This is a genomic window from Butyricimonas sp. RTP31003st1_G1_RTP31003_210430 (genome assembly GCF_040920905.1).
Taxonomy (GTDB): domain Bacteria; phylum Bacteroidota; class Bacteroidia; order Bacteroidales; family Marinifilaceae; genus Butyricimonas; species Butyricimonas paravirosa.
In genome coordinates this window covers 84,924-102,033 of sequence record NZ_JBCOSQ010000010.1, presented here as the reverse complement: position 1 = coordinate 102,033, position 17,110 = coordinate 84,924, and the positions used below count along the sequence as shown (strand labels likewise).

Annotated in this window: 11 protein-coding genes and 1 pseudogene; 9 read left to right on the top strand and 3 right to left on the bottom strand. The window is 41.6% G+C overall.

Annotated elements, in window-relative coordinates; all coding sequences use genetic code 11:
• From AB5542_RS04985 to AB5542_RS04950, 8 genes are all read left to right on the top strand, one after another.
• On the top strand, positions 1 to 780 hold a 780-nt coding region (locus tag AB5542_RS04985), incomplete at its 5' end, for a toxin C-terminal domain-containing protein (RefSeq protein WP_368243006.1).
• 4 nt (positions 781 to 784) lie between these two features.
• The gene (locus tag AB5542_RS04980; protein ID WP_288215303.1) at positions 785 to 1,279 is read left to right on the top strand and encodes a hypothetical protein; all 495 of its coding nucleotides are present in this window, start codon (positions 785 to 787) and stop codon (positions 1,277 to 1,279) included.
• A gap of 148 nt (positions 1,280 to 1,427) precedes the next feature.
• Positions 1,428 to 2,795 (top strand): RHS repeat domain-containing protein, encoded by a 1,368-nt coding sequence (locus AB5542_RS04975; protein ID WP_340279891.1) that lies wholly within the window; start codon positions 1,428 to 1,430, stop codon positions 2,793 to 2,795.
• A 6-nt stretch (positions 2,796 to 2,801) separates the two neighbouring features.
• A complete protein-coding gene (locus AB5542_RS04970) occupies positions 2,802 to 3,092 on the top strand; it encodes a hypothetical protein (RefSeq protein WP_288215305.1) in 291 nt (96 codons plus the stop codon).
• Positions 3,093 to 3,899: 807 nt separating this feature from the next.
• Entirely contained in the window at positions 3,900 to 4,082 is a 183-nt protein-coding gene (locus tag AB5542_RS04965; protein ID WP_288215306.1) for a prepilin-type N-terminal cleavage/methylation domain-containing protein, read from the top strand.
• A gap of 338 nt (positions 4,083 to 4,420) precedes the next feature.
• Complete coding sequence (locus tag AB5542_RS04960; RefSeq protein WP_288215307.1) at positions 4,421 to 7,321, top strand: hypothetical protein; 2,901 nt, start codon at positions 4,421 to 4,423, stop codon at positions 7,319 to 7,321.
• A 50-nt stretch (positions 7,322 to 7,371) separates the two neighbouring features.
• Positions 7,372 to 10,875, top strand: coding sequence for a DUF6443 domain-containing protein (locus AB5542_RS04955; protein WP_368243005.1), 3,504 nt, complete (start codon positions 7,372 to 7,374; stop codon positions 10,873 to 10,875).
• 39 nt (positions 10,876 to 10,914) lie between these two features.
• Positions 10,915 to 11,295 carry a hypothetical protein gene (locus AB5542_RS04950; RefSeq protein ID WP_279039446.1) on the top strand — a complete coding sequence of 127 codons (381 nt, stop codon included), beginning with the start codon at positions 10,915 to 10,917 and terminating at the stop codon, positions 11,293 to 11,295.
• Positions 11,296 to 11,677: 382 nt separating this feature from the next.
• On the opposite strand, the gene AB5542_RS04945 is transcribed toward AB5542_RS04950, so the two are convergent.
• Positions 11,678 to 12,652 (bottom strand): N-acetylmuramoyl-L-alanine amidase family protein, encoded by a 975-nt coding sequence (locus AB5542_RS04945; protein ID WP_410518813.1) that lies wholly within the window; start codon positions 12,650 to 12,652, stop codon positions 11,678 to 11,680.
• Positions 12,653 to 12,869: 217 nt separating this feature from the next.
• Between AB5542_RS04945 and AB5542_RS04940 the strand changes: the two genes are divergently transcribed.
• On the top strand, positions 12,870 to 13,736 hold the full coding sequence (locus AB5542_RS04940; protein WP_279039442.1) for a hypothetical protein: 867 nt from the start codon (positions 12,870 to 12,872) through the stop codon (positions 13,734 to 13,736).
• 336 nt (positions 13,737 to 14,072) lie between these two features.
• Here the strand turns inward: AB5542_RS04940 and AB5542_RS04935 are convergent.
• Together AB5542_RS04935 and AB5542_RS04930 are read right to left on the bottom strand one after the other, a co-directional pair.
• Positions 14,073 to 16,368, bottom strand: a pseudogene (locus AB5542_RS04935) (TonB-dependent receptor).
• Between the two features lie 234 nt (positions 16,369 to 16,602).
• On the bottom strand, positions 16,603 to 16,965 hold the full coding sequence (locus AB5542_RS04930) for a hypothetical protein (protein ID WP_279039440.1): 363 nt from the start codon (positions 16,963 to 16,965) through the stop codon (positions 16,603 to 16,605).
• Positions 16,966 to 17,110 lie beyond the last annotated feature (145 nt).

Sequence of the window (17,110 nt, the reverse complement as noted above, 5' to 3'; positions counted from 1 at the left end):
TTATCAGAAAATTACTTGTCCCAAAGTCCTTATCATTTTAGCGGTAATAACGCGGTGATAAACGTGGATGTGAACGGGATGGATTACTGGAGCACGGATAATCCCAATTTGATAGCGGCTTTCCTTTTTGGTTTACGGATGGGAGAAACCACGTTTGATTTTAGTGCCTGGACTCACGCGACAGACGCGGAGTTTACAGGTAACTTGACATATAACGACCAGACACACAAGTTTTACACGTACTATAGTGCTGAAATAGAAAATGAGGAGTGGGCGGTGATCGGTTGTTCGTTTGACGCTTGTTACGTGCCTGTCGTGTACGGCCTTCCTTGTGAAGGTGCTTTTGTTCGAGAACCGTTGTCGGGATTCTGGCAAAATGTAGGCTATTACACGGGTATTGGAGGATATGATACTTACGAGGGGATGGTTGGTAATTGGAAAGTCAATAGAGAAGGACGATTAACGGGGATAAAGCCAATAGAATTAGTTGTTCCTGATATTGGACTAGGAAAAGGTAGCTTATTAAAAGCTACTAAGGGAGCGGTAAAAGGAGCAAAATCAGTAAAAAGTTTTAGTAAAAATGTAATACCTGCAGGATTTAAGGAAACTAAAAAATTTGGATATCAACATGGACAAAAAGTTTATGAATACAAGGGTAAATATTATTCAAAAGATATTGATGGTCATAACGGTGGTATATGGAAAGTGTTTGAAGCAATTGGTGGAAAGTTAAAAAGAATAGGTACAGCAGATAAAACTCTGACTATTTTTAAAAATTAATGTTATGGAAACAAGAATCATAAATTCGAGTAATTTTAATCAAAATTTCAAGAAACTGCTTAAAATTAAAAAAGGTAGAGGTATAGCTAATGGAAGATTATGTATTGAATCAATTAAACTTAAAGATAAAGCAGAATTCGTAATTCTGTTAATATCATCTTTAAAGTCGATCATTGGTATAACTTATAAAATTCTTTTTTGGGAAGAAGATGTCAAGATCGAAAAATTTTTAGAATTGAATTTCCCAAATAAAAGATATGAAAAGGTATTATCTTATAAAAATGGAAAACAAGCTGGGGCTATTTTTATAGATGATGGAATCTTAGATATATCTTTTTTAAAATCAATATTAAATAATCATTTTAATTTTGAAATGGCAAAAGAACCGTCTCAAAATTTAAGGGTTCAGATTAGTGTTAATTTGGATAATATTATAATATTATTAGATATTTATGATGATAGAGGTTTTGATATTTACTACATACCTGTATTCCCCTAAAAAAAGTTTACTCTAAAGTTACTTTAAATATTAATGTGAAATATAAAAACCATCGAGGAGGAAAAATGAAGAACCTCCTCGATTTTTATTTTGTGACGGGTCTAGTGACGGGCTTGAAGATGAACACACTGGTAACCAGTTGACGGGCTTGACGGAGAACGTAGCCTCCACGCTGGCGGGTGATGTTTATTCCCGTGGAGGTTCCGCGTCGGGAACTTACGCTTATGACAAGAACGGGAACATGGTAAATGATAGCCGTCGCGCATTGGATTTCGGTTATAATGTCTTAAATTTGTTGAGTGAAGTCAAGACGACTGGCGGGGAGTTGAAGGCAAAGTATGTTTACCTTGCCGACGGGACGAGGTTGCGGGTGAGGGATAACGGTGACGTGAACGGTTTTGACTACCTGGGTTCTTTGACATACAGGAAGAGTGGTGCCGGGTTGCAACTTGAATCGGCAAACTTCGGGGATGGTGTTATTCGTCCGGGAGATACCAATGGAAGTCAAATGGAGGTTGATTACTTCTTGACGGATCACCCGGGTAGCGTTCGTGTGATCGTTGACGGCACGGGGAAAGTGCTGGAGCGGAACGATTACTATCCTTTCGGTGCGAGACAGGTGAGAAGTGATTACCCGCAACTGGCGGTTAATCGTTACAAGTACAACGGTAAGGAGGAACAGGTGACGGGGGATCTGGGGTTCCTTGATTACGGGGCTAGGATGTACGATAGCGGGTTGGGGAGATGGTTTGGTGTTGATCCTTTTCAGGAGAGTTTCATTTCATTATCACCATATAATTATTGTTCCGGAAACCCGATGGTATTTATAGATCCCAATGGAGCTTTTATGACTCATTACGTGGACAAGAATTATAATGTTCTTCTACAAACGGATGATGGTAGTGATGACGTGGTTGTCGTTCCTGATGGGTATATTGGTGATTTTAAAAAATTTGCAAGTTTTTATTCTGACCCAGAGTTGGCTCCAGTTTACGATAGCAAAGGTTGGAATTCTTACTGGAAAAATAAATTTGGTCTTGCTTCCCGGCAATTGAGCGAGCTAGAGTTGGCTGTCAGAGATCTTTACTCGGATAAAGATGGAAAGAACAAGGCTATTGCTTATTTTTTGAGCCACCAGGGAAGTGATTTACTAGCGGCAGCTTGGAGAGAGACTTCATATCACTTGAGAAGTGTTGAATCATGGGTGGATGGATTGTTCATGGCATCAATAACAAAAGGGTTATTTAAGAACTTGTTAAAAAGTGAAACAAGGGTGTATAAACATGGATACAAGTATGCAGAACGAGTTCGAGCTCGAGCGATGCAAGATCCGACTAGTCATAATTTCCCATATAGATTTGATGATGCAATATTGTTAACCAAGCCTATCATTAAAGGTGATGGATATAGAATATACCAAATGGAGGGGACAATGAATGGCATAAAGGGAGTTTATGAAATAGGCATTACCAAAAGTGGGATAATAGATCATAGATTTTTTAGACCTTTAAAATGAAATGAAATGAAATATATCATAATAGATGCTTTATTAAATGGTACTGGAATTAGAGATAAATATAAGGGAGGATATATAGATCCTCGTAGCCTAGGATTAAGTGGTGTGACCATTGTTAGACTTAATAATTGGTTATCTGAATATTGGGAAGAACATTATAATGGATACATTGATGGTGCTATTATAGATGCGCTTGATCAAGAAGGTCGAAGAATAGCCATGAGGATAAAAAAAGAATTGCCTGAAATGAATGTGGAATATTTTTCTGATGCTCGAATGACTAGTGAGATGATATGAATGTGTCTTATACTGAAAAAAGTTTACACTAAAGTTACTTTAAGATATTAACTTGAGATGTGAAAATAATCGAGGAGGAAAATGAAGAACCTCCTCGATTTTCATTTTATGACGTGCTTAGTGACGAGTATGGTGTATTCTCCTGAAAAAAGTTTACTAAATATTTAGAAAAGCTAGTCGTCCCTTAAAAAGTATATCCCACCGAGACATGCCCCTGGGGGAGTGGTTCGGTGAATTTCTTTATGAGCCAACAAAGAATTCTTGTGGTCCTTTTGAAGTTGTACGTGACAGTCATCAACATGACGTTAATGGCAGCATTCCGGTACGTTTGTAAGAATAGATCATGTTTCACCCAAATGCTCCTAAAATAAGGAACAAATAGGCTCCAAATAATACTCCTCATTCAGAGATCCCTCGAAGATCAGACGTTGCTCATCCATGCTCATTTGGATGAGCTCTGAATAATCTTCGAGGGAGCAACGAGAAAGAGGTAGTTTCTTGAGAATATCTCTATAGTTTCTCTTATGGTTTTCTATATTCTTTTATTAGGTATTGAATAAGAGATTGTATGAAAATTGTGATAACGGTGACACGGTTCAAGTTTTGGTTGATAGATGTAGTGGATTGTATCCTCGTTTTTGTATATTTTAACAAAAAATAGGTACAAATTTGCTACAAATACTCCTAAAATTATAGTATAAATTTAAACCCTGACTTTATAACGAGAAAGTGTGGGGTGCGTTTATAAAGATCAGCCGAGGAATATATTTTTTAGAATTGTATTTTTTTTTAACTTCTGATTGCAATATGAAAACAATTCAAAAATTATTGAAACGGAAAAGGCGTGATCTGGAAAGTAAATCTTTTACTGCTTTTTCTTTGCCGGAATTACTGGTGGTGTTGGTGATTATCGGCATTCTGGTGTTAATTGCGTTACCTAACCCGCTGGTCTTTATGATCCGTTCGGGTTATGAAGAGTGGGTGAGTTGATTCCTTCACCGGGAACAGGAACATAAATTGAAACAATTGGGAAATCTGTAGGAACCCGTTCTTTTCATGGGGATAGGCGAGCTTGTTATAGATGTACTTGCCGATGTGTAGGCTTGGAGGTGTCATCGGCTAACGGTAATTAGTGTTAAACTTTAAAATGAAATGCCTATGGGGAAGGATGTCGTCAGTGTCTCGTGATATAGTAATGATGAGTGAGTTTTTGTCTCGTGAAAATCAGTAATTGGGATTCACGGGAAGAAGTAAATACTTCAAGAGGAATTCCTTTTCTAAGGAAGACGCTTCAATTATTCAAGTACTAATGACAAATTGAAAAGAATATGAAAATTACAAGTCTTTTTATTCTGTTTGTAATGTTGACTACCATGAGTTTTGGTCAATCAGAACTAACACCACCTTCGTCGCCCGAATCACAGGGATTGTTACGGAGTTTAAATATAAAAGTAAACAAGGGGACGGGGACTGCTGGGGTTAGTATTCCCTTGTACACGATAGCTGCCGCGGAAAACGTGAATATCCCGATCGTGTTGTCATATACTTGTTCCGGGATTAAAGTACAGGACTTGGCTTCTTGGGTGGGCTTAGGCTGGAATCTCTCGGTCGGGGGAAAAATTACTCGTGTTATCGTGGATAATGATGATTTGGTCAATGGTTATTGTAGGGGATCCGGGATACTGGCGAATAATTTTTCCTCGTGGTGGGGTACCACGAATTTATTGAGAGAAAGAGTGGACCATTGTACCTCCAAGTCTAGTTGTACCGGATGCGTTACTTTTGATGGCGAACCCGATTTGTATTATTACGAGATTCCCGGTAGGACGGGTATGTTTACGATAGATCAGGATGGGAAAGCTTGGACGATACCTTATACCCCGGTTAACATCGTTTTGGATAATGATCTAAATTTCACGATTACGGATGAATTGGGTGTAAAGTACATTTTTAATTTGAAAGAATCGACAGAGGTGACCCGGTATAGCGAGGTAAAACATAATTCCGTGAATAGTGTTACGAGAAGTCATATTTCAACATGGCACTTGACAAAGATAAAACCTCTTTCGGGAAATGAAGTCTCTTTTGATTATCTTCGTGGCGGTGAAATTAGTTACTCCAATTATAATTATTATCGTAAGAACAATGACCCTATAATTGATAAATCAATGCAATACAGGTCATCTCCTTATTATTTGCAGTATATTACTTGGGGAAATGGAAAACTTAGTTTCACATCGCAAGTTGGAGGGCATGAACTTCCTAATGGCCGACAATTGAATGAAATAACAATTGTTTCAAATCAGGAATATCTGAAGTCGATCAAATTTCTGTATTCTTATTTTCAAGCGACTTCTGGGCATAAGCGTCTAAAATTGGATGAGGTGGATGAATTAAATTCAACAAGTAAATTGATGTTGGGTAAATTCGAGTACAACACGTCACGAAACTTACCTGCCAGGGACAGTAAAGATTTTGACCATTGGGGATATTATAATGGGAAATCGAATACCACGTTTTTCCCAACGGAAGGAGCGGATAGATCTCCATCTTTCGCTCACACGACAGCAAATATTTTAACCAGGGTCTATAATAATCTTGGTGGGTACGTGGATTACGAGTACGAGAATAATAAACTGATCAATGGCTCTATCGTGGGCGGGGTTCGGGTTAAAAATATCAAAAGATACGATGGCGCCGGTAATTGCCTTACCACGAATTATTCCTATGCTAATGGTTCCGGGGTGATAATCTATAGTAATAATGATTATGCAGATAACTGGAATACCGGGGGGAAATTTTGTTACCTCCATGATGATAAAAATACGAGTGTTTATTACTCTACGGTTACCGAAACTTTAAGTAATGGTTCAAAGATTGTCTCTAGTTACACGGATTTGATGGATGGACCTGACGAACCCTCTATACGTCATATTAATCGAGTAGAAAGCGAAGGAATAAGTAATGACGCTCCCACGGTGTTCCCGAACTCGTCGAGGTTTTGGAGGAGAGGGTTATTAAAAGAAGAAATACAATATAGTTCCACGAGGCAGGAAGTGAAGAGGGTGCAATATAAATATGAATTCAAGAAACATATTCGGAAAGAGATTAAAGGATACTATGTTCATGAATATAATATGCCAACCGGGGCGTTGTTGTCTAATTTGATTGTTTATAGTTGGTTGTCTGAACCGATATATGTTGACTCGGTGAGAATAACAGGGATTGATATTCCCACGACAGTCACGAAATACACGTATGATCCGACTTATTATTTGCCTGTAGAGGAGAAAGTGGTTTACGATAGGGGGGATACGTATCGTGTAAAGACGAGATACCCGTTTAGCTTTCAAGCTCAAGATAATCTTTCGGGAATCGTGGAAAGTAACACGTTAGATGCGTTACTTCAAGCCGGAGTGCTGGCAAAGCCTATTGAGAGAATAAAGATCAAGAATGATAAAGTTATCGAGGGGAAATTACTCTTGTATAAATTAGTCACGAACGATAAGAATGAAAGATTGCCGGTTTTGGCAAAGGGTAAAACTCTTGCATCCGTGCCGATTGATACAACTGATTTCTCCATGTCGGGAATCAACTCTTCCAAGAATTTTTATCACGATAATCGTTATACTCTTGTGGATTATTATGATCATTACGATGGAAGATTAAACCTGACATGTTTTCATAAAGATCAAGGTTTGGCAGAATCCATGATATACGGTTATAATTTTTCTTTACCCGTGGCTATGGTGAAAAATGCGGTGTATCATCCGAGAAGTACAACCCGGGAAAATCAGGTATTTTATACCAGTTTCGAAGATGAAATAGGTGCGACAATACTTAAAACGGCTAAAACGGGAAATAAGGTTTACTCTCAAAGTTACACGATTAATCTTTCGAACTTTAAACCGGGATCGTATATTCTATCTTACTGGAAAAGGTCCGGCGAGAAGTGGGAACTCGTGGAGCAGGAACTGACGGTAGCGTCTTCCACCACGAGCCACACGATTAATAGTTCATCGTACCCGATAGATGAGGTGCGGATAATGCCCCGAAATGCCATGATGACGACATACACGTATATTCCCGGAGTCGGCTTAACCTCGGAAATGGATACGAATGGTAATACGATATATTACGAGTATGATGTGTTCGGGCGTTTGTTGCGAGTTCTTGATGATGATCGGAAAGTGGTCAAGGAGTACGAGTATTTTATTAAACCATTTTAAATAGTGGTTACTGGAAATAATTATTGTACAAGTTGTAAATGAACAAAGGTATGGAATACTATAGATATATAATAAAACTTTTAAGGTGCATTTCTCTCGCATCAATATTGTGTTTTCTGGCAACTTTCACGGAGGCTCAAATTGTCGTGCCTGTTTCTGAATTTGGGAGCAATGTTTTTGAGGTAAACGATGATGGTGGATATTGTGAAGTTGATTTTAAAACATACGGGAGAGAGAACGGCGAGTTGATGCAGGTGCTGAAAGATTTCGTAAATTACCAATTGGAAGAAAGTGAAATAACATGGATTTTAGTGCTGAATTTAGTACTTGATGATTATAATGTAGAGGGTGATTATTACTCGGGAACACTTATTTTTGGGGTTAGGCCTAATTCGACTTATGAAGCACGACAAATTATATTAGATAACGGGAGTGAAGATGGTGCATTAATTATTCAATCTAAGAAAGTCGATCCGGTTACTATCTTTAACGTTACCTCGGATTGTGAACTTTTCAGTGCATTTCCCGGACGTAAAACACAAGTAACGTTGAGCGGTTCTCAAGTAGGAGTGTCTTATTATATCGATAATGACACGATACAAGGTACTGGATTTCCCATAACATTCGAGAAAGTATTTACGGAAGGGGTTTATTACGTGAGAGCCAAGAAGAAAGGTTATGGAGAGAGAACTATGAACGGGAATATAAATATATCTTATTTCCCATTTTTAAAAGCAGGTTTATGTACGAAACAAAATGATCTGGAGGGAATTCTCCCTCCGGTAGGGCCTCTAAGACCGGGATGTGGCTTTTATATGGAGAAAGTGTCTTTTATTGATTTGATGAGTGAGGATCAAAAAAGACAATTGGACAAGATGATACAAGAAATCAACATGGGTAAGTCTACTTGTTGTCCGGGATTCAAAATTCGAAGAGTCAACAATGCAATTCACTTGATGTCTGGCCCGAATATTAAAGGAGTGGAATGGGAGAGCGAAGTGTTTCTTTCCTTGGATAATGGAACAGGAGGAAAACAATATCGCATTTGGGTTCTAACGGAGCCTACCGTTTATCCTATTGAACGTTATCAGTTGTTGAAAGGTGACATGTATGGAGATCGTTATTCGTTAAAATTAGATGGAGCCCAGCTAAGTGTAGTATATAGACTTTTTCGGGATAGTGTTTTTGTAACGGAGCGAATTGGTACTCTTGAGCCAGTGGAATTTAAGGATCTTTCAGGAGGTGGGACATATCACGTGGAAGCTCATTATTGGGATACAATCATACCGATGAACGGGAGTCTTTATGTGGATAAGAACGTGGGGGGTGCTAATTACGTGAAAGAGAGCGTGTATGTTAATGAAGAAAACCCTGTTTCGACGTATGTTTATTATGATGGTTTAGGGCGGGAAATTCAGCTTAGGCAAGAAGATAATTCTGTAGGTGGTTATGATATCATACAATCTATTGTTTATGATAGTACCGGACGTGTATCCAAGAGTTATTTGCCTTTTAGCGTGCGGGAGAATCAAGGGTATCGGAAATTTGCCCTCTCGGAACAAAATGAATACTACACGAATAAGTTCGGGGTAAATCATTACGCTTATTCTGAGACGAAGTATAGTAACCGTCCCGAAGATCAAGTCGTGGAACAAAATTCTTACGGGGAAAAGCTTAAAATGGGTAGCGGACATACCGTGAAAACCAATGTACGACAATACACAACCGGGGATAATGTAAAAAAATACGTGCTTGATGGGTCTTCTGTTAAGCTGGAGGGAAATTACTCGTACCGGGAACTTATCGTGAAACAAGTAACTGATGCGGAGAGCGTGAAGTACTTGGAATATTACGATTTTCAAGGTAATTTGATTTGTAAATCTCAGGATGAGGTAAAAACATACTATATTTACGATGATTTAAATCGTCAACGTTATGTCATATCTCCCTTGCAAGATGCCGAGTTTACCTCCGGGACAAGAACATTGGAACAGTTATCGAAGTTATGTTATTACACGGAGTACAACGAGCTAAACAAACCGTATAAATTGTATGTACCGGGAGCGGGCTGTACCATTTATCTTTACGATAAGCGAGGACGGGCGGTTTTGGTGCAGGATGCAAGAATGCGTGTTGAGGGTAAATGGTTATTTACCAAGTATGACGAGATGGATCGCCCCGTGATCACTGGAACATGTACCGGCACGGAATCCGCTCACAAGACAGCCTTGGCGACACAGGTCGTTTTCGGTGAAATGCGGGGAACCGCCCTTCACGGTTACACGAATAACACTTACCCCGTCGTGGCGGACGAGAACGCTTGCCTGACAATTAACTATTATGATGATTACTCGTGGGCCGGAGCCAGTGATATGTCATTCTCCACGTCGGAATCCCTGGGAGCGGAGAAATCCGACCGGGTGAAAGGTTTGGTCACGGGAGTTAAAAACAAGGTGCTGGGAATCACCGGTAACACGTGGTTGAAAACGGTTACTTACTTTGACAAGAAATACAACGCTATCCAGACCGTTAAACAGCTCTACCCCTCGGGAGTGGAGATCACTTCTAACCTTCATAATTTCAGTGGTGACGTGACCCGGATCAAGGTGAAGCAGACGATCGGGAGCGTTGTCAACGAGTATAACCGGTATTTGGAGTATGACAATCTTGGACGCTTGCTTCGTGTAAAACAACAAGTCACGGGCGATAACGCTAACGGGCTCGTGACGCTATCGAGTTACGAGTATGACGACCTAGGCCGGGTTTCCCGTAAAATGATTCACAACGATCTGGACACGACAACATACACGTATGACATTGCCGGGCGGCAAGTCGCTGCCCGTTCAAGAAATTTCTCATACGAGGTGGGATTCGAGCATATCGAGACCGGGTTGTCGGGTAAGGTCACCCCCCGTTATAACGGTAACGTGAGTCACGTCAAGTGGGGAAACGGTAGTGACGTCACCGACTTGTATAGTTATAATTACGATTCTTCAAGCCAGTTAACCGGGGCACATCTTTACAAGAAATCGGGTACGACCTGGAATGCCCATTCGAGTTTTGCCGAGAAAGACATCACGTACGATCTGAACGGTAACCTGACTTCGCTCACCCGCACGAGTTCGAGTGGAGTCGCCTCGTCATTGTCTTACACGTATGACGGTAACCAGGTAAGCAAGATCAATAACGGGACATCTTACGCTTACGATGCCGGGGGTAACCTGACGGTTGACGGTCTTCGAGGAGCGAGTATCAGTTATAATATCTTGAACTTGCCGGAAGAAGTGCGTGTAGGTAATGAAAAAGTTTCTTATATTTACACGTCTTCCGGCGAGAAGCTGGCGACACAAGTCGGGAGTTCTTTGACTTATTATCGCGGCCCCCTGGTGTACTCGGGCGAGACGTTGCTTTACCTGGTGCATCCCGAGGGTTTAACTCGTAAATCGACGGGCGGTTACGTTTACTATTACATGAAATTGGATCACCCTGGATGTATGCGGGTATTGTGTCATGCGAGCGGTAACACGCTGATATCCTTACTCGAAAGTTTTTGAGGGGACAAAAAAGTATTAGAATTTTTAAATAGTAATGAAATGGATGCGAAAGATATTTATTATGTACTTGTTCAGAATCTGAAATTAATTGCTTTACCAGCAGAAAAGCAAATACAAGTGTTGCCTGATTTCGTTCTGGTTCCGGATGAAATAGCTTTGGGTTTTGATGATGTTTATTTAATGGTACCTCAAATAAAACAGAACTCAATGGTATCGGTTCGAGGATTTGAATTGTTAAGAGAATTAGATCTGTTATTTGAAAAAATGTCTGGAAAACCATTATTTTGGTCTTTAACGTATTTTGAGCATGGGGAATTGTGGAAACAGATAAGACAACTGGCATGTTCAATTTTAGACGAATTAAAAGAGCCTGTCGATATACCTGATTTAGGGTTTACTCGATGGATAAAAACAGAGTAGTCGTTTTATCTTGGAAAACTTTATGTTATAAAATTACTTAACCCTCAAAATACAGCTGCAGTAATTGAGGAGGAAACAATAAATGTCTTGTAGTTTCCTAAAACTGGTTTACTCCAGTTTACAATAAACTTTTCAGGATAAAACACGGTGTTTACTCGTTGCGTATTCGATGTACTTAGGGATTAAAGACGTATTAACTTCGAATCAAAGACGTTTCAAAGACGTTCACGAACGTATTTGCATTGCAGTTAATAAGTTTTTAGCCTGTGATTATTTGATGTTTACCCTAGGTGTTCATCCTTTTTTCATTTGATAACGAGTAGTAATACTTGGGGGTATTCCGGAATTCGCATTTCACGACAAAATGGTATATAATCACCAATTATTTATTCTTGTAGTTTTTATAATCTTCGATAAGTCCCTCGCACATCCAGTTTGCTAGAGCCTGTCGGTTATCGTCCAGTAGGAAACGTTGCTGGTCCCGGCTGTTCTGGATATTGCCAAGCTCGACGAAGACAGCAACGGGCAGGGATTGCTTGATTACGAACAAGTCACGTGGGGACACGGTGCCGGAAAAACCCCGGAGAGGTTGGTGCTTGTCGTATTTCCGGTTGAAAACATTTTGTAGCGTGTTTGCCAGATGTTTGCCCTTGGCACTTCCGTCGTAATGATAGAAAAACACGTCAATTTGCTTACTCTCGCTCCGGCTGTCGAGGTGAATAAAAAGAGCCCGGCGATAGTGTTCCTTGTCTTTCTTGAATAGTTCGTTGATCTTGTCGCAACGTTGTTGCAGACGTTTGACTTGGTTCAAGGGAATGACTTGTCCCATACAGGTTTCCCTGTCGCTGACGTCAAGGAATTTGTCGTTGCGTATGCCGTCCTTCGCGTCTTGGATAATGATGTGTACTTTGGCTCCTTTTGACATGAGGTTACGGGCCAGACGGAGCATGATGTCATAGGCGTACTCGTCCTCGTGTAACGGGTGGCCTCGTAATTCTCCGATGGCCCCGGGATCCGGTCCCCCGTGTCCGCTCACGAGATAAAAGCAGGCCCCGTTTAACTCGTCGGAATCAATGGTATATTTTGCCAATTTCTCTCCGAATAGAGGTTCGTTACCCTCGTTTTGCAAAGGGGGGAGGGTGTATGTGACACCGAGTTTTAGCCCGTTATTTTTGTCCAGCTTATCCCGGTTCAGTTCGATGAAACGGTCGAAATGAAATGATTTCGTGCGATTGAAACGTTTTAAAAATTGCAGAACTCCTTCTCCCTTGTTTGCCTTGGCCGTTTCCTGTGCCGTGGAGGAAAACGTGAAAATAATCAGAAATAAGAAAGAAAATATAACGAGCGAGTATTTCATAGGCATTATTTTGTTACAAAGATATAGATTTAGTTGTATGTTGCAAGTTACAAGTTGTCGGTTTTGGCCTTGTTCTGGGGTGTTTTAATATTTGGTAACTTGTTGCTTTTGAGGGTCTGAATATTTTGAAACGAATTTTAAAAAAAGCAATAATATAGCCTGTTGACGCAACTTTCTAAAAATGTAAGCATCTATTTAATGTATTAAAAAAACAGCTATGAAAAATAAAACATGGAAATTTGCACTTATTTGTTCGTTGATCGTGATGGGTTTTACGGCTTGTGACGATGATGACGAATATTACTACGTGGGCGGAGGTAGCTCATGGCTTAGTTATGGTAACCTCGAAAAAATTGATAATGGAAGCCGTTCCAAGTTTGCCATTCGTCGGGACGATGGTAACCGGCTGATCGTGACGGAAGGGATGCCTATTAATTTTGACGGGGTGGAAGAAGATCTTCGGGTGTACGTGAATTACTCGATCGTGGGTAGCGAACGTGACGAGACCGGGTTGGAAGGTAATATGAATTATTACATTCGTCTTTACGGGTTTGATGACGTGTTGACGAAGGTGCCGGTAAAACAGTCTTTTATTAATGAAGATGAGGAAGTACGGCAAGATAGTATTGGTAATGATCCGATCAACGTGCGGGAAGCGTGGTTCGGTGGAAGATACTTGAATGTCGAGTTCCGGATTCCGGTAAAAGACGGGTCTAAAGAGAAACACTTCATTAATTTGGTACAGGATGACGTGGTGGCTCATAATGACACGGTTTACGTGACCTTGCGTCATAATGCTTACGGTGAAAGGCCTGACACGGGTAACGATCGAGGGAATTATTCCTGGGGTCGGGGACGGGTTTCTTTCGACTTGACATCTATCGTGCCTGAGGGACAGACGTCTGTACCGGTAAAACTGCTCTGGACTGAATACGGGAAAAACACTTCAGAAACGGTTAACCGGGAAGATAGTGGAACCTATACCCTGAAAAATACTGGTGAAACGGGTGAAAACAAGGGTTTGAACCAGGATAAGAGTAAGATGGTGGCGACAGAAGAAGTTAGTGAATGTGTGGTTGAATAACGGGAAAGATCAGATAACCAACATTCTATATTCAATAAAAGCCATGCCGAAAAGGTATGGCTTTTTTCATGTACTTTCGTTGGTATTTTGCCGTGATTGAATAGGTGTTGTAGGTGTGTCTCGTTAGTAAGTCAATGGAAAGTCAACGGGAAGTTAACGGGAAGTGGATGGATGGCGGTGGTGTATTTTTATTTGATTTTATCTTGAAACGTGAAGGATATATTAACGAGTCACCAGTGAAATACCGAGGCAAGTACGCTTTAATACTAAGGAGGAAGAGCCGAACCTTGCGAGTTCGGCCCTTTGTCGATAAAGTGAAATCTTGATACTGTATTTTTAGAATATTCCGAATTTCAGGCCTGCAAAATAAGTTCTTGGCAAGCCCGGACCGTAAATGTAACCGGAATCTCGGAATTCCCCCTTGTCGAAATCGTTCTGGTAACTGTCGAACACGTTTTGCATCCCGATATTGAACTGAATTGTGTAACCTCTGCCAACCTTGATGTCGTATGCCAGTTTAATCGTGGCGTCGAAGAAGGAGTCCGTTTTTTCCAACACGTCTTTCTCGATGTACCCGGCCGAGTGCCCCACGTACATGGAACCCGTGTAAGTCCCGGAGAGGGCTGCCGAGAAGTTTTTGAACGGGAGCAGGTTTAGCGTGGCGTAGCCGTATTGATCGGGTGAGCGTAACAGTTTGCGACAGGCTTCCACGTCGGGGTCTTTACTCCATGCGACGGGTTCATCGTATTTACTACTTTGCAGGGTGGCCCCGAATTGTAGTTGTACGGATTTGTGCGGGGCGATCTTGCCTTCAAGGTTGAATCCTTTCACCACGGCGTCCGACCCGTTACGGCGTTCCAGTATTTTGTTCTCGTCATCCGATTCGATCTCTTCCAGCACGAAGGGGTTGTGGAGGCTGGTGTAGAATCCTTCCAGTAGGAGGTTGATCTGTACGGGGCCCCAGGTGGTGTAGTAATCCACGGATGCACTGTAACTGCGGGAACGTTCGGTCTTCAAGTCCTTTGCCACTTGTATTAGGGTCACTTCCCCGCCGACGGCTGCCACGTGAAGGTCTTCATCGTAGGTCTGGGGAGCCCGAAATCCCTCGGAATAGCTTGCTCGCAGGCTTAAATCGGGGATCGGGTTATAACGAATGTTTAAGCGGGGACTGAATATCGGATCGTCGATTTCCGAGTTTTTATCCAGACGTCCGCCTAATAGAAAACTGAATTGTCCGGTTTTCCACTCGTTCTGAAGGTATGCGCTGTACACGGAAACTTCTTGATTGATTTCCCTGTGGTAACCTAGCATGAGGTCGTTCAGTTTATTGTAGGAGTACTCTACTCCCGCGGTGAGGGAAGAGGGCATGAACAGGAAGTTGTCGAAGTCGTAGGAATACTGGGCTCCGCCCACAACCGTGAAGTCTTTGGTCTTCCCGTAAGCGTTCGTGTCTTGTCCGGCTCCATAGTAGGATTCACGTCCTATGTTCTGGATGGAAGAGTACACGTTCAAGCGGTGTTTGTAGTCCTTTGACGAGAGTGTGTAGTTCAAGCTCCCTGTTGTGATCGGCTTGCTCTGCCACGTCGGCCTCGTGAGGTGGTCTGTCTAAATTGTTTCCTCCTCGACGGAATTCCTTGATATGATGATATTCTAGGGTGAATTTACTGAAATGGGTCGGTTTGTAGTACGTCTTGAAACCGAGTGTCGTGCTGTTTATTTTTCCCAGTTCGGAAAAACCATCATCGTCGTGGTCGTAAGCTTGGCGGTCACGAACCATTCCGAACAGGTAGATTCCGGCATCCCGTTGATCGTTGACGATGGCCCCGTTGAAGGAGGTCACGTTGTCAAAACTTTCCCCGTCAATGGCGGAAAGAGTGTGCCCAACCTGAAAAAAATTGTACAAGGGTTCTTTCGTGATGATGTTGATTGTTCCGGCGATGGCGTTTGACCCGAAGAGGGCGGAGCCTCCACCCCGTAGTACTTCTACTCGTTCTACCATATTGGCGGGAATTTGTTCTAAGCCGTACACTCCGGCAAGCGAGCTGCACATAGGGCGACTGTCAATCAATATCTGGGAATAGGGACCGTCCAGCCCGTTGATGCGCACTTGCTGGAAACCGCAGTTTTGGCAGTTGTTTTCAACCCGTAGGCCCGGCTGGAAGTTTAATCCTTGGGACAAACATACGGAGTTCGTGTTCTCGAATACTTTGGGTGATAGTACATTGACGATAACGGGGGCTTCCCTTCTATCCGTTTCATTCCGGTTAGCGGTGACCACTGCTCCATCAAGCATAACGGCATCCTCGCTGATTTCGAAGTTAACTTCTTGGGTTTTCCCTCTCACGATCACGATTTCTTTCTCTGCACTTTTATAACCAACCCCTTGTACGCGGAGTGTGTATTTTCCTTCCGGCAGGTTTTTCAAGAAAAAATGCCCGGTTTCGTCCGTGGCCGTACCGATGTTGGTTCCCTTCAACAATATGGTCATGAAGGGGAGATGTTCACCGGTTTTTTTCAGGATAATGTGTCCGGTGATATGAGCATCCGTGGTTTTCTTCACGGTGTTTTCCTCATCAGCCCAACCGTAAAGGGCTGGGAAAAGTAATATAACGAGTGTAAGTAAGTTTTTCATTTGTACGTAATTATTTTATACCTCATTCCTGTCCGGGAAAGAGGGGTATTTTTTTCTAAGAAGAAAGCACGCAATTTTGTGCTTACTAGACTGATAACAAGAGGGATGTCCTAATATTTGGCCATAATTTTCCCTTCTTGGAAAAAGTATGGCTTGGCATGAGACCTACCCGCCTGGAGACAATTATAGTCCCTTGCATTTCTTTGAGAAATGCTTTTTAGTCTGGAGAAATAATTATGCAAGAATGGGAGGGGCCCTGAGTTGGCTTAAGGTGAAAATATGTTTGTCCGGTTCATCTGCCTGATTCCGGATATGGTAATGTCTCAGGGTTATCGAGAAAGAGATCTGTACGACCAAAGCGGCACTAATCAAGGTGATGAAAGTGGTTAAGTAGGCGATTAACGTCAGCTCCTTGGGGGAGTGCGTGTGATCGGCTTTCCCGTCAGCATCGGTGTGACCGCAAAAGAAATGGGAATGGACAATCGTGACTCCGTTAACCACGTGATAATGCGAGAAAAAGGTGATACTTCCGTAATAGCTCAAAAACAGAGCTAGCAGGAACAAGTGTATCAGTTTATTTACATTTTCTCGACGCATATCTAAATCGTTTGCTTGACAAATGTAGACTATTTCTAAATAATAAGCATGAATTTTTTCTTAAAAATGTATTAAATGTTGCCGAAGTCAAGTTAGAGGTTGGTAGGTTACAAGTTGCAGGTTATTAATTTAGATTTTAGATTGA